This window comes from bacterium, from assembly GCA_035419245.1.
GTDB lineage: Bacteria > Zhuqueibacterota > Zhuqueibacteria > Residuimicrobiales > Residuimicrobiaceae > JAKPUX01.
The window spans coordinates 66,365-91,625 of record DAOLSP010000015.1; the positions used below are offsets into that span (position 1 = coordinate 66,365).

A 25,261-nucleotide genomic window follows, 5' to 3' on the forward strand; every position below is an offset into this window, starting at 1 on the left:
TTCAGAACTCAAGCCCGATACCCGCCAGGATCTGCCGCGGATCGGAATAAAAATTGGGGCGGGCGAGATATTCGGAGAGGCTGTTGACGCCAAAGATCGTCCCCGAAGTCTGCGCCGACAGGGTGTAATTGGCGCGGCCTGTATCGCTGTACACATCCAATTCGTTTTTCTGATCCAGGAGATTGTAGATGCGCACAAAGATGTTGAGATTCTGCTTCCCTACCTTGAAATTACGGTAGGCGTAGAAATCAAAGTTAGAAAAGGCGGGCTTGCGCTCGCTGTTCTCGACCGCGGTACGCACATTCTGCTGGGTCGGCGTGTAGGGCAGCCCGCTGCCGAGACGGCCGATCAGGCTCGCCGACCAGACCCGGGCATCGCCGGCCGTGAGCGAGAGATTAAGACTGTGGGTGCGGTCCCAGTTGAGCGGCACCAGCTGCTTCTGCGGCTCGCGTCCGGCTTGCGCATCGAGGAAGGCCGAGGCTGGGTCGGAGGCGTCCCCGCGCGCGATCTGATAGGTGTAATCGACTGTCGCGCCGAATCCTCCTGTCAGCCGTTTTTCGAAGGCGAAGGTCAATCCCTTGACCCCGCCGTAATCCCGGTTGATGTACCGGGCATACCGGATGCCGGTCGTGGTGTGGAGGATCTCCGTACCGAGGAGGTTGCGGATATCCTTGAAATAGGCGGTTACCTCCAGAGAGAGATCCGCCCCCAGCTGCTGCTGCAAACCGATCTCGTAGATCGTGGTCTTTTGCGGTTTGAGCTCGGCATTGCCGATGGTGTTGGGCACCCGCTCGGGCGGTGAGGTGCTCCCGTAATCGGAGGTGGCGTAAAGCTCGAAATCGGGATTCGAGAAGAGGAATTCAAAATTGGGGATCTGGAAGAAATGGCCATAGGAGATGTGAATCGCTCCGCGGTCGGTGATGGGATACGAGAGGCCGAAACGCGGACTGAGTTGCTGGCTGGTTTTGGGCGTGCGCAGCGGGGAGGCCGCGGGCTGGAGAAAATCGACGGGCACAACCCCGGCCGACTTGAAATAATCGTAGCGCACCCCCGCATTGACAACCATGTAGGCCAACTCGATCTTGTCCTGCACATAGGCCGATACCTCGAGTGGATGGAGGAGGTATTCGTCGTTGTTCTGGACATTCTTCGTCACCGCTGGGACATAAGGCTTCCAATGGGTATCGCGGTTGAGGCGGATCTCGAAGGAGCGCAGCCACATCCGATGCTGACGGTATTCCAGTCCCATCTTGAGCTGGTGCTCGTTGGTCGCCTGTGAGGTGAAATCTACCTTGCCGACGCTGGTGGTGGTGTTGCGCAGGAAGTGCCACATCTGCTGGCCGCCGGTGAGGAAGGCATTGCCGCTGGCCGCGTCGAGCAGTTTGGGATTGACATAACGCGCATCGTACGGATCCGCATAGACATACTGCTTGTAGTCGGTGTAAAACCGCGCCATCTTGACGGTGAAGAAATTGCGCTGATTCAGCACCGAGGTCCAAGTCAGGTTGTTGTTCCAGCCGAGCTGATGGCGCCAGAAATCGCCATCAGGATTGAGGCGGAACTGGTGTTCGTACTCGCGGTATTTCTGCCGCTGCACCAGCCCCTCATATTCGAGCTTGTTGGCGTTGGAGAGCTTGTACGCCAGCTTGATCTGGCCGGTATATCGCCGGCTCGGCCGCATGGCCACATAATCGGTGCTCTGTTTGAGGCTGTCGGCGTAGTGCGCAAAATCTTGCTGTGAAGTGAAACGCCGGCCCTTGCCATGTGACTCGATATACCAGTCGCGCACATCGCTACTGGGAAAGTTGGCCGAGTCGGAGGGGAGGAAGATCCGGCGTCCGTAGAGCGCCCCCTCGTTATCATAATAGCGGCCGGAGGCGAAAAAGGTCAGCCGGTTGTGCAGGGCGGGGACCGGTCCGCTCAGAGTGCCTTCGAGGTTGGAGATCGGATTGAAGGCGTCGACATTCCAGAAGATGTCGGTATGGGTGCTGACATAATCCCCGACATAGCTGGTGAGTGAACCGTGATACGATTCGCCGCCTTCCTTGGTGACCACGTTGACGATGCCGGACATGGCCTGGCCGTATTCGGCATTGAAGGTGCCGCTGATCACCTGCAGTTCCTGCACGGCGGTATTCTCCACCTGCACCGCGGAGCTGCCGGAATAGACATCATTGATCGAGATGCCGTCGATGAGGTAACCCACCTCGCCACTGCGGCCGCCGCGAAAGTGCCCGTCGACCACACCGGCCTGCAGATTGATAACATCCTGCATGTTATCGACCGGCAGGCGGCCGATGATCTCGGAATTGACCGTAGCGACCGTGGAGGTCAGATCGCGTTCGACCAGCGGTTTGGTGGCCGTGACCGTGATGGTCTGGCCGGTTTGCAGAACGGTTTGGGAGAGGCTGAAATCGACCGTAGTGGTCTTGTCGATCGAGACCTGCACCCGGTCGTAGGTCATCTCGGTATAGCCGAGCATTTTGGCGCGCAGGGTATAGATCCCCGGCGGCACCCGCAGGATCAGGTACTGCCCCTCGAGATCGGAGACGGCGCCGAGGCTGGTCCCCTCCACGATGATATTGGCGCCGGGCAAACCCTCACGGGATCCGGCATCCGCAACGCGGCCGACAATTTTTCCGGTCGTCCCGGCCAGCAGCGGCGCCGCCAGCGCACAGGCCACGGCTAGCAGCCATAAAACACGTTCAAGTCGCATGGGTGGCTCCCATTATAGCAGTATGCCACGCACCCGGATGGGTGCGTGGCATATGCGGTTTTACTTGAGCAGGGTCATCTTGCGCATCATGCGTGCGTCTTTGGTCTCGAGAACGTAAACATATATCCCGGAGGCGGCCATCTGGTTGTTCTCATCGCGCCCGTCCCAGAGGATCTGGTGTTCGCCCGCGGCCATTTTAGCGGAGATCAGGGTGCGGACGAGATTGCCGAGGAGATCGTAGACCGCCAGCTTGACCCGGTCTTCCTTCGGCAGGGAGAAGCTGATCCGCGTCTCGGGATTGAAGGGATTGGGATAGTTCTGGGCGAGGCGGTAAACCGCCGGCAGCGCGGCTGTTTCCTGGCCGGGAACCCGGGTCACATTGCCCTCGACCACCGCGAAATCATCCCAGTAGACCTTGCCGGTAGCCTGATGCTGCATGCGCGCCCGGATTGACATGCGCGTCGCGTTCGCTGGCGGTGCGACGGTGAAGGTGTAGAGGGTCCAGTCCTTGTCCGCCACGCTCTGGTCGACGACAAAGAAATCGGTGCCACCAACCTCCGCCCATCCCGCCTCATTGGTATGATAGGTCAGGGTGAAAAAGACCGATTTTTCGACATCCTGGGTCGTGTTGATGGTCACGCCCTCGGTTTTCACCCAGGCCTGCACCGTGTAGAGCCGGTTGGGCAGGATCGGGTTGCGGTCGCTGATGGCGACCACCTCGGCCGGATTGGAAGCCTCATCCGAGAGGAGCAGGGAGTAATCACCGGTATGAGCGGCATCACGGGTGATGCTGACCGTGCCGTAATCCTGCTCGCCCTCACTCATCCGGTCCTTCCAGAAGAACCAGCCTGCAGGCACGCCAAAGTTGGCATTGTAGAGATCGCCAAGCCAGCCGCTGGCCCCTGGGGCCACCTTCATAAAGATATCATCCAGCCAGACCGTGCCGGTGGCGGCAGGGCCAAAAGCGAACTGGATGCTCATGGAGTCGGCATCGGTCGGAAGAACGATGGGGGCGTCGTTCTTGATTTCGGTCCAGTCGCTGGTCGTCTGGGTCTGGGGGACCTTGAGGACGACCGGCTGGCCGAAAATGACGGCCTTGTTCTTGTCGAAGAAGGTGTAAACGAGGTGGATCTCGCCGTCGGCGGTTACCGGATTGACATTGACATTCTCCGTCTTGACCCAGCCGCCGATCACCATCTCGATGTTGGCCGGTATGCCCGTCGTCGGATTCCACTGCAGTTTGGCCATGTTTGCGCTGGTCTGCCAGGCGGGGGTTTCATTGCCCGAGCCCTTCTGGATCATCAAGCTGCGCTGCGGCGAACGCGCCACGTCGCTGGTCCAGGCCAGGGTCGCACCGCTTTCATTGACCTTGGTCCAGTAGGCGGGCAGGTCGGCCTCAAAACCCATGCCATTGGCCACCTGGGCGATCGGCATCACCTGGAAATCATCCCAGTAGACATCCCCGGTCGCCTGGTGCTGCAGCCGGGCACGGATCGAGATGCGCCGGTCAAGTGGCTCGGTTTTGATGCGGAAGGTGTAAAGCGCCCAGTCGCGGTCGGCCGCACTCTGATTGACGACAAAAAAGTCCGAGCCGTGACGCTCGGCCCAGCCGGCCTCGTCCGAGTGGTAGGTGACGGTGAAGAAGATCGATTTTTCGACGTCCTTGGTGGTGTTGACCGTGGCCCCTTCAAGCTTGACCCAGGCGGAGATCAGATACTCGGTATCGGGCTGCACCGGATTGCGGTTGGAGATGGCCACCACCTCATCCCCATTCGTCGCATTGTCGGAGACGCGCAGCGAATAGAGGCCGCTGTGGGCGTATTTGCTGGTAATGGTGACGATGCCCTTTTCATCCCCGATGCCCTCGGACATGCCGCCCTTCCAGAAGAACCAGCCCTCGGGGACGCCGAAATTGGCGTTGTAGAGATCCCCGATCCAGCCGCTGGCGCCGGGTGCCACTTTCATAAAGATATCGTCCAGCCAGGCAGTGCCGGTGGCCTGTGCGCCAAAGCCGAAGCTGATAACCAGCGAATCGGCGTCGACGGGCAGCACAATCGGGGCCTCATTCTTGATTTCGGTCCAGTCGGTGCTCGCCTGCGCTTGCGGCGCCTTGAGCACCACCGGCTGGCCGAAGATCAGATTCTTGTCCTTGTCGTAGAAGGAGAACGCCAGCTGAATCTCCTGGGCCGCATTCGCCGGATTGACATTGACGTTCTGGGTTTTGACAAAGCCGCCGATCACCATCTCGATGTTGGGCGGTATGCCCGTGGTCGGATTCCACTGCAGCTTGGCCATGTTGCCGGAGATCCACAGGGGATCGGCGCTGCCGGCCGTCTTGCTGATCTTCAGGGAACGTTCGGCTGAACGCCAGACATCCGTGGCCCATTCCACCGTCGCATCGCCGTGTGCATAGCCGGACCAGTTGGCGGGTTGCTGGGATTCGTCAAAGTTAAGGTTCGCCTTGGCAATGCCGAGCGGATAGATGCGGATATCATCCCAGTAAGTGTTGCCCGTAGCCTGATGCTGCATGCGGGCGCGGACCGAGATCCGCGAGGCATTGGCAGGCACCTTGAAGGTGAAGGAGTAGAGCCGCCAATCCGAATTGTCCCTGGACTGATCTACGACGACAAAATCCTCGCCACCCACTTCGGCCCAACCCGCCTCGCCGGAATGGTAGGTGATGGTGAAAAAGATCGCCTGCTCGATATCCCGTTTGGGATTGACGGTGGTATTCTCCAGCTTGACCCACGCGGAGAGGCCGTAGGAGCGGCCGGGTTCAACCGCATTGCGGTCGGAGATCGCGACTACCTCGGCGGGGTTGGTGGCGTCATCGGCGACCAGCAGCGAATAGCGCCCGCGATGGGCGTACTTGTCGGTGAGGGTGACGGTGCCATAATCCTGTTCACCTTCGCTCATCCGGTCCTTCCAGAAGAACCAGCCCGCCGGAACGCCGAAATTGGCATTATAGAGATCGCCGAGCCAGCCGCTGGCTCCAGGCGCCACCTTCATAAAGAGGTCATCCAACCAGACGGTGCCGGTGGCATTGGCACCGAAAGCAAAGGTGATGATCATCGAGTCGGCATCCGCCGGCAGAATGACCGGGGCGCTGTTCTTGATCTCCGTCCAGCCGATGCTGGCCTGATTCTGGGGAATCGGAATCGTGACGGGCTGGCCGAAGATCATGTTTTTGGACTTGTCGTAAAAGGTGAAACTGAGGGTGATCTCGGAAGCCGCCGAAGTGGGGGCGGTGTTGACATTTTCGGTTTTGACCCAGCCGCCGATCACCATCTCGATGTTGGCGGGAATGCCGGTGGTCGGATTCCATTCCAGCTTGGCCATGTTGGCGGATTGCCAGGCCGGAGCATCGGCGCCGCCGCTCTCGGAAATCTTGAGCGAGCGCTGCGGGGAACGGTACTGATCCGTCGCCCAGGCGACTTCGGCATCGTTGGCATCGACCTTGTACCAGTTGGCGGGGAGTTCGGCGTTTTCGAAATCGCCATTGCTGATCGTATTGATCTGGGCAAGGGCAGGCTGCAGGGCCATTCCCAGACAAAGGATCAAGGCGCCCCACAGGACTTGTTTGCAAAGTGTCATAGTTACTCCTCCAGGTTGATTAGGGTAAACAGCAAATGGTTGCGAAAAAGCCAGGCGAGCCCAACGCAGCGATGAATCCTGGGAAGAGTGCGGGAATACAGGGCTGCCGGCCTGGATCCGCCTTGCGGGCGGACTACCGGCCGTCTCACCTCCTCTCTTTTATTCGGTCACAGTTTGTAGTGGCGATGGCGTCTGATTGCATACTTAATAGATAGCAGGCGGGCTCCGGAATGAAGCACGACATCCGGATGTCGGCGCCCGCCGTTCAGGTTGATTCCCGGCAGACCAGCCGGACCGGAACAACGATCTTGGTGCCTACTGAAGCTGTCCCCGCGATCAGCTGGACCAGCAAACGCACGGCCAGCGCGCCCATCTCCTCTTTAGGAACGTGCAGAGTGGTCAGGGTCGGCCGGGCGGTGATGGCGGTCTCGACATCATCAAAGCCGGTGATGGCGACGTCCTCCGGGATGCGCAGCTTGCGGTCACGGCAGGCGCGCAGGATGCCGCTAGCCAGGGCATCATTGGCCGCAACGAAGGCGGTCGCCTTTATCCCGTTCTCGAGGGCCTGTACGGCGGCCTCAAAACCCTCCTGGGCGCCGCTGAGAAGGGCATCGGCGAAGATCCGCGGCGCACTGGCATCGAGGCCATGCTCAGCCATGGTCTGGCAAAAGGCCTCCCGCCGCTCGCGCATGCCGGGATGCTGAAAATCGCCGCCGACAAAGACCAGATCGCGGTGGCCCTTTTCGATGAGATGGTTCACCGCCTGGCGGATGCCATCGGCGTTGTCAATCAGCACGGAAGAGTAATTCCCCGTCGTCGGATAATAGTCTATCAGCACGCAGGGAAGGGCCCGTTCCTTGATGTAGTCGAGGATCTTCTGGGGCACTGTGCCGGCGAGGATGACGCCGTCGACATTTTTTTCCAGCAGGAAGCGGGGGATATTTTTTTCGGAAAACTGCTGCTCGATTGTGGTCAGGAGCACATAGTAATCGTGGGAGCGGGCTTCGAATTCGGTGCCGAGGAATATCTTGGTGTAAAAGGGTTCTGCGTTAGAAAAGTGGTCGGAGCTGAGGATGAAACCGAGGTTGCCGCTGTGTCGGGTGACGAGGCCGCGCGCGGAGCGTTGCGGGTGGTAGTGGAGTTTTTCGATAGCTTCGAGTACCTTGCGTTCGGTCTCGCGGCTAACGCGTCCCTTATGGTTGAGGACCAGGGAGACAGTGGAAACCGCCACGCCCGCTTCACGCGCGACTTCGCGAATGGTCACATTCATCGAAACGATTTTCTTTTTAAATTCGTCAAAAAATAGTAAATTACATGCTTTTGGTGCCTCATTACTGGTAAAATTGTCGAAACGTTTCGACTCTGTAAGATAGCCTATTTTATCACGTATGTCAAGTGAAAAAAACTATTTTTTTGAGTTTTTACAAGGGGGAAATCATCACAAGCCTTACGCCACCGCACGGAATACACCCGTTTTTTCTGGGATTCAAGCCTTCTTATGAGAGGACTAGATCGCCTTGAGCAGCGCCTGCGCAAGGGGGGCGAATTCGCTTTCGGGCAGTGTGGAGAGCAGTCGCTCTAGGTAGGGGTGGGCCATGGCGGCATGACCCTCGCGGACGAGGGCCGCCGCAAGCCGCAGCAGGGCGTCGTCGTAGAAGGAACTGCCGGGGTACTGCAGCACCTGGCGGAAGGCCCGCTGTGCCAGGGCTGGTTTGCTCAGGGCGGTGAGGCACTCGCCCATCTCGTAAAAGCAATCGCCGCGGCGGGGATGATCGGGATAAGTATCGGAGAGGTGTAACAGGACTATCAAGGCTTCGCGCCAGGATTTCGTCTCTTCGAGAGCGAGGGCGAGATCGAACTGCTCCCGCCATTTTTTATCCGGATCCTGCGGCGCGACGAACTCGGCACCCCACGGCACAGCTTGCGCGGCTGGCGCGCTGAGGCTGTCCGCCGAGGGGTCCAGAAGCAAGGTCGATTCCGGTGCGGGGCTGGCAGTCAGCTCAGGGGTGGATGGCCTCTCCGCAGAATCGGGCCTGGTGAGTGGACCGTGCGTACTTGCACTTTGGGGGTCCGGCATGCGGATAACGGTGATCTCGATCTTGCCGCCGCTCAAGGCCGCAATCTCCTGGATGTGCGCCAGCCGCCGCGCGGCTTCCGCCTCCGAGTACCAAAAACCGGTTTGTGCCAACAGGGCAGGCGCAAATCCCGCCAAGATGGCCACCATCCAACCGCTGCTCCTCATCATTCTCCACCGCCCTTCCGCCTGCCCTGCTGACTATCCCGGTTGCTTTCCCTTCTAATATAGGCATGATGATCCGGTTTTGCGGAGACCTGTCTTGCATTGTGTGAGCCGGATCATCTTTTGCGCCGCTCCCCGCCGCTGCGAATGATGCTTGCTTTTATGCCCAGTTCTTTGTAAGATATAAACAGATTAAAGGCCGAAAGGACGCCATGAACGAGCCCCTTGACATTCCCCTCCCTGAAGGACACGCCCAGGCCCGCGTTTCCGCGGTCGACCGTGGGGCCTTCCGGATCCTTAACGGCCTGCGCGAAGTGCCCGCGGAACTGGCCGGCAAATTTTACTTTCTTGCCGATGCGGCGGATGCACTGCCCTGCGTGGGTGACTTTGTTGAAGCGCAATACTATGACGACGACTCGGCGGCGATCATTCACAGCCTGCTCCCGCGCCGCTCCTTCCTGCGACGCCGTAAAGCCGGCGAGCGGGTGGAGTACCAGATGATCGCCGCCAACATCGACCTGGCCTTCATCATCCAGTCCTGCCATTTCGATTTCAATATACGCCGCCTCGACCGTTATCTGGTGATGGCCGCCGACGGCGGGGTCGAGCCGGTCATCCTCCTCAGCAAAACCGACCTGGTCACGCCCGAAGCGCTGACGGAGATGATCGCCGCCGTCCGCACCGCCGGGATCAGCGCGCGGATTCTCCCCCTCAGCAACACCACGGGTGCCGGCATGGAGGAATTCCGGGCGCTGCTGACACCCGGCATGACTTGCTGCCTACTCGGTTCCTCCGGCGTCGGCAAGACCACCCTGATCAACCGCCTACTCGGACGCGAGATCTTGAGCACCAGGGAGGTCAGCGCAACCGGCGAGGGCACCCACACTACCTCCCGCCGGCAGCTCATCCCCCTCGAAAATGGCGCCATGGTGATCGACACCCCGGGAATGCGCGAACTCGGTCTCCTCGGCGCCAGCGAGGGCATGGAGCAGGGCTTCGACGAGATCCAGACCCTGGGGAGCCGCTGCCGTTACAGCGACTGCCGCCACGTTCAGGAACCCGGCTGCGCGGTGCGGGCCGCCGTTTCAGCAGGGACGCTGAGCCAAGAACGCTACAACAATTATTTAAAGCTGAAGAAAGAGTCGGATTACTACGAGATGTCGTATCTGGAGAAACGCCGGAAAGACAGGGAGTTCGGCCGCTTCATCAACAAGGCCCTCAAGCAGATGAAGAAGTGAAGGGCTCTATGCACAAAGGCAACGCTCAGGCTGCGGTAGTATGGATCCTGCCCGGAGATCCTGGCACCTGGTGCGCAACCGGTCACGAACCGGGCTGATTGGAGGAGAGGTGATCCATGCGGACAGGGAAAACCATCCTTCTGCTCTCGAGGGTCCTACTTTTTCTGCTGGCCCTGAATCCGGGCTGCAGGGAAGAAAAAAATCCTGCAGCGCCGCCATCCGGTTTCGATTTTGACCGGAATCCCATCCCCCGGTTCGTCCGCCATAATTTTATCGATGCGGGGAGGATGGCACGGATCTCCAGATTCCGCTCCGCCGCCGGCGTGGACTATTCGGATGATCTCGAGCACTGCCGCAGTATGCTGCACTATTTCGAGCCCCGTCCCGATCTGGAGTGGTCGAGCCTCACTGTCTCTTCGCCGGTTAATGGCAAGATCGTCCGATTGGTCCAGAACCAGCCTGCCCTGGAGATGGTCATCCAGGCGCAGGAGTACCCCGATTTCGAGTTCCACCTGTTCAATTTCGCTCCCCTCGAATCGCTGGGCGCCGGCCAGACCGTGCAGGCCGGGCAACCTGTCGGCGACTATGTGGACCGCCTGATCCCCTCAGCCATCGCTGTGAGTGTCAACTCCACCCAGGGCCGGCGGCTGATCTCATGGTTCGAGGTGATCACGGATTCCTTGTGGCGCACCTATGGAGAATGCGGCATCTCCACAACAGATGAATTCATCATTCGCAGGCAAGCGCGCGATGCCGATCCCCTGACTTGCAAGGATGGTATTTTCACGGCCGGCGGCCACCTCGATAACTGGGTCACGATGAATTGCCACTGGGACGTCGATACCTGGGGCTACCCGCGATTTGTCGATGTCCATTATATCGATTTTGACCGGGTCTACAAGATATCAAAATTCCGCTCTGCGGTCGGACATGACTATTCCGATGAGTATGAGCACTGCCGCAGCATGAAGCACTATTTCTGGTTGAACGGCAATTCGGGTTGGGAGAACGCGCGAATTTACGCGCCGGTCAACGGCACGGTGGTCTGGCGCTTCGAGGAATTCCTCGGTACGCAACTCTGGATCCAATCGGACCGCTATCCGGATTTTCAGTTCGGCATTTTTCATGTCATCCTGGCGGATTCGACTTTACGGGAGGGACGGAAAGTGGCCGCCGGCGAACTCCTTGGCACCCACTACGGCACGCGGACTTACTCCGACATCGCGGTTGCCGTTATCACACCGTATCATCGCAAGCTCATCTCCTATTTTGAGGTGATGAGCGATGCACTATTTCAGCGTTACCAGGCGCGCGGACTGATCCGCCGCAGCGATGTGATCATCAGCCGGGAGGAGCGCGACGCCGCGCCCCTCGTCTGTTCTGGCGAGAGCTTTACAGCCGGCATGGGCGTGCTCGAGGACTGGGTCACACTGCGACAGAAAAACTGATGCGGTTCCTCGCTGGCGTGTCAGGTATCAGTGGGCCCTGGTTTTGCATCTATCTGATCGTTAAGAATCTGGCGCCGGCCGCCGCTTCGGCGAAGACCGCGGACGCAGGATGACTTTTATCCTCCGTAACATCCTGGGCATTCCGGTCTGGACCATCGGATTGGTTTTGGCTGGACACGAGCGTTCACCGCTGATTTTTTCACCCTCGCTTGTGGCAGAAACGATCGGGTGGTGCCTGAACCTCCTCGGCGGTCTGATTGTCCTCCTCGCTCTGAACGCACTGCAGCACCGTGCCGCCATGCCCTCCATGCAAGATCAGCTTATCCAGCATGGTCTCTATGCCAGACTGCGTCATCCCATTCATGGCGGCCTCCTGCTGATGCTCGCGGCCTTTATTCTCCTCAGGCCCACCCGGACGCTTGCGCTGGCTGTGGCTCTCGCAGTGGTCTGGATCGCGATGCAGTCCTGGCTGGAAGAGCGCGATCTGATCCAAAGAATGCCGGCCTACCGGGACTATATGAAACGGGTCCCCCGTTTCCTGCCGCGATGGTACCGGCCGCTGGAGTGATGGATGCCGGCGCTATCGCAGCTTTATGGTAATGCCCCGCGAAGCTGGAGGAATGCTATGCATCCGATATCTTTCAATCGATATACCCGTGGTTTTGTCCTGGTTTGCCAACTGGCCGGAATCAGCCTTGCCCCAGTGCCGGCCACCGCGGAAACCAAGAGTTTGCGCTATTGGATCAGTGGTGGATTGGGGATTTGCTCACTCGGAGATATGGCGGGGAATCTCCATGCTGGACTGCAAAACGGTGCGATCCTTCTGTCAATGCGGACGACCGTCAATTCGGCGGGGCTGTTTGACGATGAGTTTTATGATACGGCCCTATTGCTCGGTCCCTCGGTGAGGCACTCCCGCTGGCAGGCTTCCATCGCTGCCGGTGTCGCACGGGTGACCGGATCACGCGGGAGTGGTCTGAACATCTTTGCATCGGGGAGTGCAAGAAAAGCGATCAGCCCTCGGGCTGGTCTGCCTCTGGAGGTCCAGCTCTTTTATCACCTCAACAGCAGCTTGGCTGCGGGACTTTACGGATGGGCGAACCTCAACAAGGTGCAGAATTGGGGTGGCATCGCCTTGAATTTGAAATTGGGAAGGTTGAGATAAAACCATAGGCCACCTGCACGTTAATAGAGGGGAACACCGAAAAGCTGGAAAAATCCTTGGCCGGATCGCTGCTGCCTTCCAGGTGCGGCCGGAGATTGTATCCTTTACCAAGTGATAGCGGGGAGAAGATCATCCGCTTTGTGGATGATGCAAGAGAATACGGTCAGCGAATCTGAACCAAGAAAACCGCAATGAATACTGTGAGGCTTTTCCATGTATGGACTTTTGAAAACACTCCATCTCCGTGCGTTCTGGCATTCGATCGGCCGGGAGGCCCGCCTGCGCGGCAAGGACATGCTCCTCGGACCCGCGCTCAACATTCAGCGCCTTCCGGCCGGCTGCCCATGACCTGGCCGCTGCGCCTGGAGGATTCGCCCGCCTTCGCGCTCGGCACCTATCCGCAAAAGGCGCCGAAGGGAACCGGCTTTGGACACCCGGTGCCGGGGCCGGACGCTCCATATGCGGAGGAATCCCTGGTGGGCTATCGCTGTTACGATATTAAAAATGTTCCGGTGATGTATCCCTTCAGCCGCTTCACTGCCGTGAAGGGAACGGGATCCTGCCGGAGTGACGACGCAGCAGACTTTTCAAACAACACCCGGGCTTTTAGTGCCCATGGAAGAAAGGATTATTATGCGATCTGTGATCTATACCGGAGTGGCTCTATGGATGGCGCTGGGTCCGGCCCTTTTCGCCGCAGAGCCGGCTGAGCTTGGGCCCTACACTTTTCTGCTCGGGGAGTGGGTGGCATGCGATTCCGCGCACGCCGGAGCCGGTACTGCAACCTTCACACGCGGACTCCAAGACCGGGTGATCATCCGGACCAGCTATGCGATCACCCCGGCTGGCGATGGCAAGCCGGCTTCACGTCACGACGACCTGATGATCCTCTTTACCGGACCCGAGGGCGTCAAGGCCGATTATTATGACAACGAAGGACATGTCATCCGGTACGTCGTGCATTCCCCGTCGGCGGGCGAGGCCGTCTTTCTGAGCGAGTCCAGCGCTTCAGGGCCGAGGTTCCGGCTCAGCTACAAGCTGGAGGCGACTGGGAAATTGAGCGGCGAGTTTGCGATGGCCTTTCCCGGCGCCCCGGATGAATTCAAGCCCTACCTGCGATGGGAGACCTGCAGGGCGGAGGGGAAGAGCCAATAGGGAAGGACACAGCAGCCGCTCGAAGGGCTACGCTGCTGACCCGGGACCGAACAGCTCGGCTGTTTTGCGCTGGCGGAAATCAAAGATCCAGGCCAGCTTGCGGTTGATCCAGAGCCGCGCCAGCAGATCGCCGATGAGGCCAAACCCCACCACATAGGTGACATGATCGACCAGTAGGATCTCCTCCCCCTTCGGGATGAAGCGGTGCTCATGATGCCAAAGCTTGTAGGGGCCGGTGCGCTGTTCGTCGACAAAGTAGTGCGGTTCCTCCACATGCGCGATCTCGGTCAGCCACTTCGACCATATCCCCTTGATAAAGCTGATGCGGTATTCGATCATTTGTCCGGGGTACATGTGGGCGGCCGGTTGGCCGATGATGCGGAAGGCCAGATCGGGCGGCGTGAGGGCATCCAGGTTACGGGGATCGGAGAAGAAAGCCCAAACCTCCTCCAGAGTGGCGCGGACTGTCTGTTCGCGGTGAAGATGATGAACCATGAGAGATCTCCCGGGATGAGGTACTTTTTTGCCAGAATAACCGCGGCAGTGGCCGTTTTATTTCAGCCTGCGCCGGAGATCAAGCCTAGGCGTCCTAAGATCGCTGCGCCTCTGGTGCGGCTGCCCTGGTACCGGAGGGTGGGTCAATTTTTCGCCCTCCTTCCGGGCTCTGCTTGAAAGGGGCAAGGGGATGACCTTCCTGCATCATAGCCGGCTTTCGTACCAACACTGGGATGAATTTGCCAGGATCGTCTCCCTCATGTTCGGGCATGGTCCGGAGGCGCATGGCAATGTGCGTTTCCGGAGACTGGTCGGCAATGCCGTCCGTTGGGCGGGAGGATTTGCAGAATAACCGAGTGCGCGCCGACAAAACGTTGGCATGCGCGCTGCAGCCTCTGGCGCTGGAAGAATTATAGTAAATGAGAACCGGCTTATCCCGCGATACGATGGAACGCTCGCCTATTCTGCCGATGCACTATCCGGTTTGAATGTCCATACCTGACCCTCCGCAGTGGTTCGCCCATGGAAAGATTCTCCGGTCGGCAGGTCTCCTTCCCGGTATTTGAGGTTTTTGATTAGCCTGCCACTTGCGCGAAATTCTCTCGTATATAGGGGTGGGTCGAGGTGGTGCCACGGGCGAAAAATGGCATCTGGGCTGCATGATCCAGGAGGCTGTATGACATGCGGGGAGTTATTTTTTATACGGCCGGAAGTGGACCAGTAATCCGCGCATTCCGCCATTTCAATCACCAGAGCACCGGCTGCCATTTCGTGGAACGTCAAGATCGATGCATGGGACGGTGGCGGTCCCGATGAGCAGGACGGGCAGCAGTGCCGTAATAATGCTCGACCAAAATTCCGGCATTTCATTCTTGGTCGGTTGCTTCGCGCTGATGAATTCCTGCAGAGGTCTGGCTTCCACTTTTTTTACCAGCCGATAGAAAACAGGGCCGGAGAGGAAAATGGCCGGAACCGTAATAAGGATGCCTTAGAGCATGGTTTTGCCATAATCGGCGCCGAAGGTATGCAAAATAGCCTTAGGCGCCGGATGAGGAGGAGGGTATCCATGGGTGAACGATAATGCAGCCAGCATGGGCAGCCCGACGTATAACAGCGGCAGTATTATACCGGCAATGATAATCAGCAGGGGCATACATCTTTTTCTGGCTAAGTGTTCCTGTGAGGGATTCGCAAAAGATGGAGATCAGGAGAGCCAACAATCTGGCGCAAAGTCAGCTGTATTATTCTCAACGGAAATAAAAAGTGCCCTGCGATTTCCGGCAATCGATGTCATGGCGCAATGAACATTTTCCACCATCCCTGTATCCTGGCGGCGTGATGGCCCCGCACCAGCACCATGTGGTTGCCGAGCGGATGTAGGAGCAATTCGTCGAGAGGAGAAGCTTCCTCGAACCGGATCAGCGCCTGGGTGCGGCAGCGGTGGGGACTGCTGCCGGTATCGATAAGCTCCGCATCGGCGACCCAAAGCCGGTCGAGATCCGCGCCGCCAACCCTGACTAGGGTAACCGGCCCGAGTGCAAACACGCCGGCGATGGCAACCCCGCAGCCGGTCTCAAAATGGGTGGCCTCTGCATATTGGGTGACCAGCGTAGTCGGGACCGTGCAGTGCGCCAGCCACAGCCCTTTTTTCAAGGCGTCGATCTCCACGGGATTAGCCATCCAGGCGGCCTCGTCCAGTAGAAATTTCAGCCAGAGCATGGTGGCGGTGCTGACCAGATCGCCTTCGCAGCCGGCGATGATCCCCTTATCGTTCAACCTGGACAAGGCAAAACAGCCATGGGTATTGTAGCGTTGGAAGAGGGTGAAGCATTCAACGCTCAAGCCGTCCAGCTGTTCACGGGCCACCAGACGCTGCAGCCTATCAAACACCCTGTAAGCCGATCGGAACGGCAGGGCGGAGGTGTCAAATCCGCTGATCCCGTGAAAGGCCGCTTCGGGCTGAGCGTCTGTGAGACCGCCAAAGACTGCATCCAGGGCAAAGCGGGTTATCGTAATCCCCCAGCGGGTTTTGAAAACCGCATCGTCAAAGGTGCTGGCCACCAGCCATTCGGAAGGCTCGCCGATCAGTCCAATCGTGGCTAGCTGCAGGGCCCGGTGGACGAACAGGTCGCAGACCCGCACGTTCAGTATATCTCTCGCCTGGCTGTCCGCTCCGTCCTTGAAAAAAATGATTTCTCCTTTGAAATGGCGCTGGCGGATGAAGGCTAGGGCCTCTAATGCAGCAGCCAGGGAATTGTTACCCGGATGGGCGATGAGCAGCACCGGTTCCCGTGCGAACTCGGGATTACGCCTAGCCAACAGCCCGGCGATTAGGGCCTCAGTTCCGCCGGATAGAATGAGCAGGATCAAGGGCGTGCTCCCGTCCGCCTGCTCTGCCTCCACTTCATGCCCGTCGATGGCCTCCAGGCTGGCCGAAAAATCCTGACGGATCGCCTGCATGGTTTTGATATCGCTGATGGCCGAGGCCAGGGGAATGTAGCCGAAAGCCAGAGGATTCTGCCTGTTCACACGTCGCTTGTTCCTTTACTCTGATCCGATAAAAGTCCCGGGCTCTTCCATCCGAGCCATTCAAATGCCCATCGAAGCCACCCGAGCCCCAAGGTGCCGGAATTGGGCTGCTTGTGGCATAATAGTCATAAATTCCGCAAAATGCCAGAAAAAACTGGAACAAAGGAAATTCATCCCGCTGCATTGGTCAGCCTGGCCCTCACGGTGGCACGGACGCTTGCCGCCTCGACAGGAGAGAAGAAATCGGCCGCCCAGCGAACAGGCAACCCCGCCCAGAGCGGGGAGGTCCGGTGGACGAATCCAGAGGAGAATGGAAATACTTTACCGGCCGGGAGGGTTGATACATTAGAGTGGCAGGGAGAATTCACACGCCGATGATGTCCATCGGCAAACCTGGAACTGACAGGCTATACATCGCCCGCCTGAGAGGATCTCCATGAACAAGAAGCCTATTTTCATCGCACTGCGTGGCGTCATCCTTGTCACGCTCTTTGTGGCCCTGTGGTCCTGGATTGCGGCGCTGGTGCACCGCCTCGATCCTGTCCTGGGAGTAGCACTGCCGGGATGGCTGCGGCCCCTCGGCTGGATTCTACTCATTGCCGGTGGGGCCTTAGGGCTGGCGAGTGTCTGGCTTTTTCTTACAACCGGCAAGGGCACGCCGGCGCCCTTCGATCCGCCACAAGTGTTTGTGGCCATCGGGCCATACCGCTACGTTCGCAATCCAATGTATGTCGGAGGAGTACTCGTTATAGCCGGAGTGGGCTTGATCGTCCCGTCTTGCGCCATTCTCATTCTTGCCGCTCTGGTCTGGGGCCTTTTACAGGTCATGGTGGTGTATTTTGAAGAGCCGGAGTTGAAAAAGAGATTTGGCAGATCATACGAAGAGTACACTAGGAAGGTGAATCGCTGGCTGCCGCGGCTGGCATCTTGATTGGAAGCCGAAATGTTCGAACGGAAAAATGAAAAACTGGCACCCTTATCAATCTTCATTAAGCGAATGGCCACCTCTGCAGGTATGGCCGGGATCTTGATTGCGATAGCCCTCCTCATTGGAATTTTCGGCTACCATTCGATTGCCGGGTTCAACTGGATTGATTCTCTTCTTGAGGCCTCAATGATTCTCGGAGGGATGGGACCGGTTCACCCTCTTAATGATTCTCAGGTTACGGCAAAATGGTTTGCGTCCGGATATGCACTTTTCAGCGGGCTGGTATTTATTGCCGTGATGAGTATAGTGCTGGCCCCCATTATTCATCGCATTTTGCACAAGTTTCATATCGATGAAAGGGACTTGAACTAGTTTCGCGTGCGGGCGCAGCCGTCGTTGGAGCCCTGACGACGCATCAGGATTGGTCGGGCTGGTCACTTCCTGTGCCAGCGTATTCTGCTTGTTGCTGGTTGTTCTCACAAGCGGTGTTACGCTGCTGACGGTGGTCAACCTCGCGGTGAAAGGGCTTGGCGCACCCTTTGCAGTTGCACTTAGTCGCAAATTGGCAGTGGATTGGCTATATGCCTGGACGCGTAATCCCATGGTCTTCGCTGTCTTGTGTTTGGGCGTCTCAATAGGGCTTTGGTTTCAATCCCTACTGTTTGTGTTTTGGGTTTTAATCCTGTTTGCCCCTGCCTTGCTCTTCTTTGTGAAAGTCTATGAAGAGCGGGGATTGGAGATTCGATTCGGGGCATTGTATCTGGGAACAAATCCAGAACGCTGATGTTGTTGCTAAAAAGGCCAAAAGGTTTAAGCATGTTTTGTCTTCAGAGCGAATCATTGCTTCCGTTGACCAAAAGTTAACACTCCCTGGCGGGTGCGCCTCCGCAGTGCTGCAAACTGTCACGCAATTTTGCTCATCACGCATGCACAAAGTTCTGGAGAGGTATGTGATGACATCCAATGCGGCTGAAATTGTCAAGGCTTTCATCGATGCAATCAACCGCGGCGATGTTACCCGGCTCTCCGATCTGATGACCGAGGATCACATCTTTGTCGATTCGGGTGGTTCCCGCTCACCCAAATCAGCCGATTTGATCAGAGGATGGAGTGACTGTTTTTACATGATTCCTAACTATAGAATCAAGGTCGAGACAATTCTCCAGAAGGAGAACCTGGTTGCGGTCTTTTGAACAGCGATCGGAATGTACAACGGGAATCGTGGGCTTGTCCCGGAGAGCCAGATCAAAATTACCAGCAGCATGGAGGGCGGTCGTGGAGAACGGCAAAGTCAACTTGTAGCAGGTGTATGCAGACTGGACTGAAGGCTGGAAGATAACAGAGGCTGACAGAAAGCAGGGGTGAGCCTGATATGGTAACATGCGACGATTTTTCCAGTTCTGGCAGCACCTGGTGGGATATGCTCGGTTTCTATGCCAGGTTCTCGTGGCGCTTCCTGGTGTTGCGCCGTCCGGAACCCCTCATCTATGGCCTCGCTGTAACGGACCGCTGCAACTTTTCATGCCGCGGTTGCCGTGTCGCCAATACGGGCCGTCCCGATATGACCTGGGAGCAAATCATCCTCGCCATGAAAAGCGCGTGGAAGCGCGGATTCCGCGAATTGTACTTTAGCGGAGGTGAGCCGATGCTGTGGCGCGATGGCGATCATTCCCTCGAAGAAGCTGTCATCGCAGCGAAACGGATCGGGTTCTTCCATATTCACGTTTACACGAATGGTTCGCTCGGCCTCGATACCAGTGCTGACCTGGTCTGGGTCAGCATGGATGGACTGCCTGAGGTCTTTGAAAAACGCCGCGGCGACCATTTCAATCAGGTGGAGCGCGCTGTTCGCGAGAATCCGCACCGCAAAATTGCGGTGATCTTCGTGATCGACCGCAATACAGCCGGGGGAATTGAGTCCTTTTTATGTTGGTCAAGAGAAACCAGGTTCCCCATTTTGGGGGTCATGTTCTACTTTCACACACCGTATTACGGGCGCGATGAGTTATTCCTGACTGCTGAAGAGCGCGCTCCGATCATTGACCGACTGCTGGCCTGCATCAAGGCCGGTTTGCCGGTCATCAATTCGCGGGCCGGTCTGCAGGCGCTCAAATCCGGCGATTGGCCAAGGCGATTCCCCGTGGCTTCCGTCGCCGATGTGGATGGTGAGTGGATCTGCTGTCGCGCACCGGATGAGGCGTGTGCGGACTGCGGGTATGCCGCCTGCACCGAGCTCACCGAGTTTCAGCGTCTGCGCCCGAGCGCGGTACTTGGAATGGCAAGGTACTGGTGAACAACACAGGCTACAGGATGTCGCGACTCGTTACGCGAGCCGCTCGCCGTTATTTTGTCGGTGCTGGTCAGCGCTGGATCTTCGAGACGCCTCAATTGAGCTGGGTGCCGCCACGCATTGAACATACCTCTCTCTATCTGCATGTACCGTTCTGCCGCAACGGCTGCCCCTATTGTCCCTACACCAAGGTACCTTATGATGAGGCACTCCTGGAGCCCTACACGCGGGCGGCGATTGGTGAGGTGGATTGGTGGGCCGAAACCGTTGGACCTGCCGAAATCATGAGCGTCTATATCGGCGGCGGCACTCCCACACTGGCCATGGAAAGCATCACGAGTGTACTGAAACGTGTGCGCGAGCGTTTCCGTCTTGCAGGTGACATCTGCATCGAGACCAATCCGGCCGATGTGGATAGCAAGACGGTGCAAAAGCTGCATGATGCCGGTGTCAGACTCGTGTCGCTGGGGGTGCAATCTTTCAAGCCTGAGATGCTTGCTGTTCTCGGGCGCGGATACGAACCACAGGTCGCCAGGTATGCGCTGGCTTTGCTTGCAAAGGGCGGTTTCGCTTCGGTTAATGTGGATACTATGTTCGCGTTACCATCTCAGACGGTCGGTGATGTCACTGCAGATCTGGCTCTAGCCGCAGAGCTCGGCGCAAACCAGCTCACGACCTACCCGATCTTCACATTCCCCTACACTTCGGTTGGACAATATCTGCACTTGAACGCAGTCCGCATGCCCAATTTGCGCCGGCGCCGGGCGCAGTACCGGGCCATCAGCGAGTGGTGTGGGCAGCATGGTTTCGAGCGGGTTTCGGTCTGGGGCTTTAAACAGAATGGTGCTCCGCGTTATTCGTCGGTCACTCGGGATGGTTACATCGGCATCGGCCCGGGTGCCGGATCGCACTTGCCGGATGGATTCGTGCTCAATACCTTCGACTTGAACAGTTGGATCAAGGCTGTGAGTGCAGGGGGCTCAGCGATTGCTCTGCGCCTGCCATTTACCAGCGAGATGTCCCGCTGGTGGTGGTTGTACTGGCGCTTTTACGACACGCGTTTTTCAAAGGACGATCTCGATGCCGTTTTTGGGGGTGACTCACCCAGGGTGCGCTGGTGGCTGAGAGTCATAGAACAGACCGGGCTCATGGTTCAAAGGGACGGCTACCTGAAACTGACCGAACCGGGTGCGTTCTGGCTGCATCTGGCGCAGAATCACTTTGCCTTGAATTATGTGAACACGCTCTGGACCGAAGCTCGCCGGCAGCATTGGCCGCAGGCGGTGGCCATTTAAGCGCTTCAACGGGTACCTTTTTCGGCTGATTGCTTCACTATGCGCCGCTGCACGATAGAATCGAACCAACAGACCTGCCCGATAGGATATTAATCTGAATCGTTAAAGAATCAAGCAGAACTTTAATCTCGAGGTGAGATCATGAAGGCCGAAAAAATGCTCCTTGAGATGTTTTCAGATGCAGGCATTGAAATCAATGGTAAAATGCCGTGGGACATTCAGGTCCACAACAACCGGTTTTTCCAACGATTAGTGGCTGAGGCGGCCCTAGGCCTGGGAGAATCGTACATGGATGGATGGTGGGATTGTGAGGCTCTGGATGAGTGTATCAACAGGATGCTTAGAGCAAAGTTCGATTTGAAGATCAAAGGTAACTGGAAAATTTATTTTTATGTAATGCAGTCAAGACTCTTCAACCGGCAGAAGAGATCGCGGGCTCATCAGGTTGGAGAACAACACTATGATCTGGGCGACGAATTATATCGGGCCATGCTCGATTCAAGAATGAATTACACGTGTGCCTATTGGAAAGATGCCGCCAATCTGGATGAAGCTCAAGAGGCTAAATTAGACCTGGTTTGCAGGAAAATTAATCTAAGACCAGAGATGACGGTTCTTGAATTAGGGTGTGGCTGGGGGAGTTTTGCAAAATTTGCGGCGGAAAAATATGGCGCGAAAGTCGTTGCGGTCAACATTTCGAAAGAACAGGTCCGGCTCGCCAAAGAGCTTTGCAAGGGATCCCCGGTAGAAATACGGTTGCAGGATTACCGCGAAGTGGATGGAAAATATGATGCTGTCCTTTCAATTGGCATCCTCGAGCATGTGGGATACAGAAATTATCTTGCTTATATGAAAGTTGTAGACCGCTGCCTGAAAGATAATGGCATTGCTTTTATCCATACTATTGGCAGTAATAACAGCACAACTTGTACCAATAAATGGACCGATAAATACATCTTTCCAAATGGCATGCTCCCATCGATGGCTCAGCTCGCCAAAGCCATGGAAGGATTATTTGTCATAGAAGATTTGCACAACTTTGGGCCGGACTACGATAAAACTCTCTTGGCCTGGTATCAAAATTTCGAACGGGCATGGCCACAATTACGGGACAAATATGGCGAGAGATTCTATCGCATGTGGCGCTTTTATTTGCTCGGTAGTGCGGGAGGTTTTCGAGCACGGAATCAACAACTATGGCAGATCGTCATGACAAGACCAGGAACGCCGCAGCCTAATTGCCGGATTAGTTGAGAGTGGATCTTGATATTTTATTGGATGTTTGAGGATCTGATCTGCAAGGTAGTATGGGCTATTTATGATTTACTCAGAAGTGATCATCGTCGGCGGCGGCCCCGCCGGCTCCAGCTGTGCCTGGAAATTAAAACAATTCGGCATAGAATCCTTAATACTCGACAAACAGGAATTTCCCAGAGAAAAATTATGTGCAGGCTGGATCACGCCACAGGTCTTCTGTGATTTACAGATCAATGAAGAGGATTATCCCCACGGCCTGACAAAATTCAATAAATTTATTATTCATATTTTTCGTAAAGAGATTGAAATAGCGGTCCATCAATATGCCATTCGCCGGTATGAATTTGACCACTGGCTGCTCAAACGATCAGCCGCTTCGGTCCATTTCCATGAAGTCAGGGAGATTCAAAAAGAAGGTCAGTATTATATTATTGACGAACAATATTGTTGTACCTGTTTAATAGGAGCTGGCGGAACCTATTGTCCGGTATATCGCACTTTTTTCAAGCCTGTCTATCCGAGGCGAAAAGAATCATTGATCGTGGCGCTTGAGGAAGAATTCTCCTATAATTATCAGGAAAAGAACTGTCATCTTTGGTTTCTAAATAACAAGCTTCCGGGATATGCATGGTATGTACCTAAAAGCGAAGGATATTTGAACATTGGAATCGGCGGTTACTTCGATAAATTAAAAGCCAACCATGACAGTATCCAAAATCAATGGCAGCTATTTAACCATGAACTGGAACGGCTTTCATTTGTTGATCATCATCATTTCAATGCTAAGGGATATGCTTATTATCTCAGAAATGATACGGATATCATACAGATCGACAGCCTCTTCCTCATTGGTGATGCGGCTGGATTAGCCACTCGAGATATGGGAGAAGGTATTGGCCCGGCGATTAAAAGCGGAATTTTGGCTGCTGAGGCCATTGCCTCTGGCAAAGCACTCTCTTTGAGTTCGGTTGGAAAATACAGCTTTCCGAAATATTCTACTTTTGCCAGGTTGTTTTTTGCCAGCCTGTTCAAACCGGGAGGCAGGAGTCAAGCTCAAAATGGTGGATAACAGTCGATGCTTATTATTTTAATTTAATTAAGGTAAAACCTTAATTAAATGACGCGGCATCATCAGATTAATAGTTTCCAGTAAATCCCAAAATCAGGGTTCCTGTTCTGAATGAAGGGCTGTCATTGCAGATGGAGGATCCTATGTTCCGAAATCGATTGTCTCGGCTGAGTTCTATGCTCTTGTGCCTTCTGTCCTTTGGGAGAACACTTTACGGAGACACCTTTAAAGTCCTCAACACAGCCGATTCGGGCCCGGGCTCTCTGCGTCAGGCAATGCTCGACGCCGATGCGCACACAGGACCCGATCTGATCGTCTTTAATATACCGGCGACCGATCCCCACTATGATGCGACTATCGGCGTCTGGTCGATCAGGCCGGTCGAGCAGTTGCCCGTTCTCTATCACCCGGCAACCATCATCGACGGCAACTCGCAGGCGCTCTTCATCGGCAGAGACACCAATCCCTTTGGTCCGGAAATCGAAATCGACGGTTCCTTATCCCCGTATCGCACCTCTGGCATCCGCATTCAAACGGACGGCGTCGAAGTATTATCCTTGACGATCAACAGATTCAAAGAAGGCAGCGGCATTTCATTTGATAAATCGAATGGCGGGCGTGTCGCCGGATGTTATGTGGGGGTCGATCCTACGGGCATGAAAGCAGCATCCAACGGTTATGGCATTTCCCTTTACAAGTCCTCCCATATAAACCTGCAGCCGGATCACGGGATTCCCAACATCGTCTCCGGCAATCCGGTCGCCGGCATCACCATCACCGATTCATCGTATCATAATGAGGTATCTGGCAACATCGTCGGCCTCAACCGCACCGCGAGTGATACCATTGGCAACAGTTATTATGGCGGCTACGGCGGGGTGCGCATCAGTACGCGCAGTGACAGCAATACCATCGTCAACAATCTCATTGGGGGGAACAAACGGGTTGGCGTTTACCTGTTTTCTGCAAGCGATAATCTTATTGCCGACAATTACATCGGCACGGATCGCAAGTGGATGAGAAAATTTCCCAATGTCAGCGGCGGCATTTCAATAAAAAGCGATGCCGCGGATTTACCGCTGACACGGTCGACAGGGAATCGTATCGTCAACAACTACATCGGCAACCATAGCTATTATGGTATAGCCATAGAAAACCAGGCATCCTATTATAACACAATATCCGCCAATATCATCTCCAACAATGGAAATCTCGGCATCCTGCTTTCCGACGGTGCCAATCGGGCGGTAGAGGCGCCTATCATTACCTCTATTTCCACCGACCGCATTTCAGGGAATTCCAGACCGCGATGCCGCATCGAGATATTCAATGACAAGGCCAGGGAAGGCCGGTTGTATCTGGGAAGCACTCAGACGGACATCAATGGTGTGTTCAGTCTGGCAACGACAGGTTTTCCGCCTCTGCCCTATGTGACCGCGACGGCGACCGATCCCGACGGCAATACCTCCTGGTTCAGCCAACCCCTGGCGACGGGAGTCCAGACAGAATCTCATGAGTCGCTCGGAATGATCTCCCAGCTCGAACAGAATTACCCCAACCCGTTCAATGCCGGGGCGACCATCGGATTCACTTTGGCGAAACGGGGCCGCACCCGCATCTCACTCTTTGATATCCAGGGAAGATGCATCGGCATGATTCTGGACGAGGAATTACCGCCGGGCGAGCGTTCATTCCACATCGATGCCAGCGAGCTGCCCAGCGGAGTTTATTTTTACAGATTGGAACAAGCCGGATTGGTCTTGTCGCGAAAATTCATGGTGCTGAAGTAGACATCATGATGAGAAATAAGCGGCATCCATCTCCAGTGGTTAAAGGCAGTACC

At 56.3% G+C, this 25,261-nt stretch carries 21 protein-coding genes and 1 pseudogene; 15 read left to right on the forward strand and 7 right to left on the reverse strand.

Translation table 11 applies throughout. The annotated features are described in order from the left end of the window. Position 1 precedes the first annotated feature (1 nt). The 4 genes from PLH32_14510 to PLH32_14525 all read right to left on the reverse strand — a co-directional run bounded on the left by PLH32_14510 (position 2) and on the right by PLH32_14525 (position 8,534). Positions 2 to 2,716, reverse strand: a complete 2,715-nt coding sequence (locus PLH32_14510) for a TonB-dependent receptor (protein ID HQJ65823.1) — start codon at positions 2,714 to 2,716, stop codon at positions 2 to 4. Positions 2,717 to 2,776: 60 nt separating this feature from the next. After that, on the reverse strand, positions 2,777 to 6,310 hold the full coding sequence (locus tag PLH32_14515) for a carbohydrate binding domain-containing protein (GenBank protein ID HQJ65824.1): 3,534 nt from the start codon (positions 6,308 to 6,310) through the stop codon (positions 2,777 to 2,779). Positions 6,311 to 6,575: 265 nt separating this feature from the next. Further along, positions 6,576 to 7,580, reverse strand: coding sequence for a LacI family DNA-binding transcriptional regulator (locus tag PLH32_14520; protein HQJ65825.1), 1,005 nt, complete (start codon positions 7,578 to 7,580; stop codon positions 6,576 to 6,578). Between the two features lie 237 nt (positions 7,581 to 7,817). Beyond that, on the reverse strand, positions 7,818 to 8,534 hold the full coding sequence (locus tag PLH32_14525; GenBank protein HQJ65826.1) for a hypothetical protein: 717 nt from the start codon (positions 8,532 to 8,534) through the stop codon (positions 7,818 to 7,820). Between the two features lie 227 nt (positions 8,535 to 8,761). On the opposite strand from PLH32_14525, the gene rsgA reads away from it, so the two are divergent. The 5 genes from rsgA to PLH32_14550 all read left to right on the forward strand — a co-directional run bounded on the left by rsgA (position 8,762) and on the right by PLH32_14550 (position 13,555). Continuing rightward, positions 8,762 to 9,787, forward strand: coding sequence for a ribosome small subunit-dependent GTPase A (gene rsgA / locus PLH32_14530; protein HQJ65827.1), 1,026 nt, complete (start codon positions 8,762 to 8,764; stop codon positions 9,785 to 9,787). Positions 9,788 to 9,903: 116 nt separating this feature from the next. Continuing rightward, positions 9,904 to 11,235: a hypothetical protein gene (locus tag PLH32_14535; GenBank protein HQJ65828.1), complete on the forward strand. Its 1,332-nt coding sequence runs from the start codon at positions 9,904 to 9,906 to the stop codon at positions 11,233 to 11,235. Between the two features lie 109 nt (positions 11,236 to 11,344). Beyond that, positions 11,345 to 11,803, forward strand: coding sequence for a methyltransferase (locus PLH32_14540; GenBank protein HQJ65829.1), 459 nt, complete (start codon positions 11,345 to 11,347; stop codon positions 11,801 to 11,803). 57 nt (positions 11,804 to 11,860) lie between these two features. Next, positions 11,861 to 12,400 carry a hypothetical protein gene (locus PLH32_14545; GenBank protein ID HQJ65830.1) on the forward strand — a complete coding sequence of 180 codons (540 nt, stop codon included), beginning with the start codon at positions 11,861 to 11,863 and terminating at the stop codon, positions 12,398 to 12,400. A gap of 633 nt (positions 12,401 to 13,033) precedes the next feature. Then, positions 13,034 to 13,555 (forward strand): hypothetical protein, encoded by a 522-nt coding sequence (locus PLH32_14550; protein ID HQJ65831.1) that lies wholly within the window; start codon positions 13,034 to 13,036, stop codon positions 13,553 to 13,555. A 27-nt stretch (positions 13,556 to 13,582) separates the two neighbouring features. Here PLH32_14550 and PLH32_14555 read toward each other — a convergent pair whose 3' ends face one another. After that, positions 13,583 to 14,050, reverse strand: a complete 468-nt coding sequence (locus PLH32_14555; GenBank protein HQJ65832.1) for an SRPBCC family protein — start codon at positions 14,048 to 14,050, stop codon at positions 13,583 to 13,585. A gap of 190 nt (positions 14,051 to 14,240) precedes the next feature. On the opposite strand from PLH32_14555, the gene PLH32_14560 reads away from it, so the two are divergent. Then, positions 14,241 to 14,402 (forward strand): hypothetical protein, encoded by a 162-nt coding sequence (locus PLH32_14560; protein HQJ65833.1) that lies wholly within the window; start codon positions 14,241 to 14,243, stop codon positions 14,400 to 14,402. A 390-nt stretch (positions 14,403 to 14,792) separates the two neighbouring features. On the opposite strand, the pseudogene PLH32_14565 reads toward PLH32_14560, so the two are convergent. Together PLH32_14565 and PLH32_14570 are read right to left on the reverse strand one after the other, a co-directional pair. Further along, positions 14,793 to 15,203: pseudogene (locus tag PLH32_14565) on the reverse strand (hypothetical protein). A gap of 137 nt (positions 15,204 to 15,340) precedes the next feature. Beyond that, on the reverse strand, positions 15,341 to 16,579 hold the full coding sequence (locus tag PLH32_14570; GenBank protein HQJ65834.1) for a hypothetical protein: 1,239 nt from the start codon (positions 16,577 to 16,579) through the stop codon (positions 15,341 to 15,343). 436 nt (positions 16,580 to 17,015) lie between these two features. Between PLH32_14570 and PLH32_14575 the strand changes: the two genes are divergently transcribed. The 9 genes from PLH32_14575 (at position 17,016) to PLH32_14615 (ending at position 25,208) form a co-directional block, all read left to right on the forward strand. Next, positions 17,016 to 17,510, forward strand: coding sequence for an isoprenylcysteine carboxylmethyltransferase family protein (locus PLH32_14575; GenBank protein HQJ65835.1), 495 nt, complete (start codon positions 17,016 to 17,018; stop codon positions 17,508 to 17,510). 12 nt (positions 17,511 to 17,522) lie between these two features. Then, the gene (locus PLH32_14580; GenBank protein ID HQJ65836.1) at positions 17,523 to 17,879 is read left to right on the forward strand and encodes a hypothetical protein; all 357 of its coding nucleotides are present in this window, start codon (positions 17,523 to 17,525) and stop codon (positions 17,877 to 17,879) included. 49 nt (positions 17,880 to 17,928) lie between these two features. After that, positions 17,929 to 18,291: a methyltransferase gene (locus PLH32_14585; GenBank protein HQJ65837.1), complete on the forward strand. Its 363-nt coding sequence runs from the start codon at positions 17,929 to 17,931 to the stop codon at positions 18,289 to 18,291. A 169-nt stretch (positions 18,292 to 18,460) separates the two neighbouring features. Beyond that, positions 18,461 to 18,700, forward strand: a complete 240-nt coding sequence (locus tag PLH32_14590) for a nuclear transport factor 2 family protein (protein HQJ65838.1) — start codon at positions 18,461 to 18,463, stop codon at positions 18,698 to 18,700. A 227-nt stretch (positions 18,701 to 18,927) separates the two neighbouring features. Further along, the gene (locus PLH32_14595; GenBank protein HQJ65839.1) at positions 18,928 to 19,800 is read left to right on the forward strand and encodes a radical SAM protein; all 873 of its coding nucleotides are present in this window, start codon (positions 18,928 to 18,930) and stop codon (positions 19,798 to 19,800) included. Positions 19,801 to 19,817: 17 nt separating this feature from the next. After that, positions 19,818 to 21,092: a radical SAM protein gene (locus PLH32_14600; GenBank protein ID HQJ65840.1), complete on the forward strand. Its 1,275-nt coding sequence runs from the start codon at positions 19,818 to 19,820 to the stop codon at positions 21,090 to 21,092. Between the two features lie 141 nt (positions 21,093 to 21,233). Further along, positions 21,234 to 22,346 (forward strand): cyclopropane fatty acyl phospholipid synthase, encoded by a 1,113-nt coding sequence (cfa, locus tag PLH32_14605; GenBank protein HQJ65841.1) that lies wholly within the window; start codon positions 21,234 to 21,236, stop codon positions 22,344 to 22,346. Between the two features lie 64 nt (positions 22,347 to 22,410). Further along, on the forward strand, positions 22,411 to 23,418 hold the full coding sequence (locus PLH32_14610; GenBank protein HQJ65842.1) for an NAD(P)/FAD-dependent oxidoreductase: 1,008 nt from the start codon (positions 22,411 to 22,413) through the stop codon (positions 23,416 to 23,418). Positions 23,419 to 23,561: 143 nt separating this feature from the next. Next, positions 23,562 to 25,208 carry a right-handed parallel beta-helix repeat-containing protein gene (locus PLH32_14615; protein ID HQJ65843.1) on the forward strand — a complete coding sequence of 549 codons (1,647 nt, stop codon included), beginning with the start codon at positions 23,562 to 23,564 and terminating at the stop codon, positions 25,206 to 25,208. Positions 25,209 to 25,261: the final 53 nt, after the last annotated feature.

Excerpts from the sequence above, each read along its gene's own strand:
- PLH32_14510 (HQJ65823.1), bottom strand. The coding sequence starts at position 2,716 with ATGCGACTTGAACGTGTTTTATGGCTGCTAGCCGTGGCCTGTGCGCTG.
- PLH32_14515 (HQJ65824.1), bottom strand. The coding sequence starts at position 6,310 with ATGACACTTTGCAAACAAGTCCTGTGGGGCGCCTTGATCCTTTGTCTG.
- PLH32_14520 (HQJ65825.1), bottom strand. The coding sequence starts at position 7,580 with ATGAATGTGACCATTCGCGAAGTCGCGCGTGAAGCGGGCGTGGCGGTT.
- PLH32_14525 (HQJ65826.1), bottom strand. The coding sequence starts at position 8,534 with ATGGTGGCCATCTTGGCGGGATTTGCGCCTGCCCTGTTGGCACAAACC.
- rsgA (HQJ65827.1), top strand. The coding sequence starts at position 8,762 with ATGAACGAGCCCCTTGACATTCCCCTCCCTGAAGGACACGCCCAGGCC.
- PLH32_14535 (HQJ65828.1), top strand. The coding sequence starts at position 9,904 with ATGCGGACAGGGAAAACCATCCTTCTGCTCTCGAGGGTCCTACTTTTT.
- PLH32_14540 (HQJ65829.1), top strand. The coding sequence starts at position 11,345 with ATGACTTTTATCCTCCGTAACATCCTGGGCATTCCGGTCTGGACCATC.
- PLH32_14545 (HQJ65830.1), top strand. The coding sequence starts at position 11,861 with ATGCATCCGATATCTTTCAATCGATATACCCGTGGTTTTGTCCTGGTT.
- PLH32_14550 (HQJ65831.1), top strand. The coding sequence starts at position 13,034 with ATGCGATCTGTGATCTATACCGGAGTGGCTCTATGGATGGCGCTGGGT.
- PLH32_14555 (HQJ65832.1), bottom strand. The coding sequence starts at position 14,050 with ATGGTTCATCATCTTCACCGCGAACAGACAGTCCGCGCCACTCTGGAG.
- PLH32_14560 (HQJ65833.1), top strand. The coding sequence starts at position 14,241 with ATGACCTTCCTGCATCATAGCCGGCTTTCGTACCAACACTGGGATGAA.
- PLH32_14575 (HQJ65835.1), top strand. The coding sequence starts at position 17,016 with ATGAACAAGAAGCCTATTTTCATCGCACTGCGTGGCGTCATCCTTGTC.
- PLH32_14580 (HQJ65836.1), top strand. The coding sequence starts at position 17,523 with ATGTTCGAACGGAAAAATGAAAAACTGGCACCCTTATCAATCTTCATT.
- PLH32_14590 (HQJ65838.1), top strand. The coding sequence starts at position 18,461 with ATGACATCCAATGCGGCTGAAATTGTCAAGGCTTTCATCGATGCAATC.
- PLH32_14595 (HQJ65839.1), top strand. The coding sequence starts at position 18,928 with ATGCTCGGTTTCTATGCCAGGTTCTCGTGGCGCTTCCTGGTGTTGCGC.
- PLH32_14600 (HQJ65840.1), top strand. The coding sequence starts at position 19,818 with ATGTCGCGACTCGTTACGCGAGCCGCTCGCCGTTATTTTGTCGGTGCT.
- cfa (HQJ65841.1), top strand. The coding sequence starts at position 21,234 with ATGAAGGCCGAAAAAATGCTCCTTGAGATGTTTTCAGATGCAGGCATT.
- PLH32_14610 (HQJ65842.1), top strand. The coding sequence starts at position 22,411 with ATGATTTACTCAGAAGTGATCATCGTCGGCGGCGGCCCCGCCGGCTCC.
- PLH32_14615 (HQJ65843.1), top strand. The coding sequence starts at position 23,562 with ATGTTCCGAAATCGATTGTCTCGGCTGAGTTCTATGCTCTTGTGCCTT.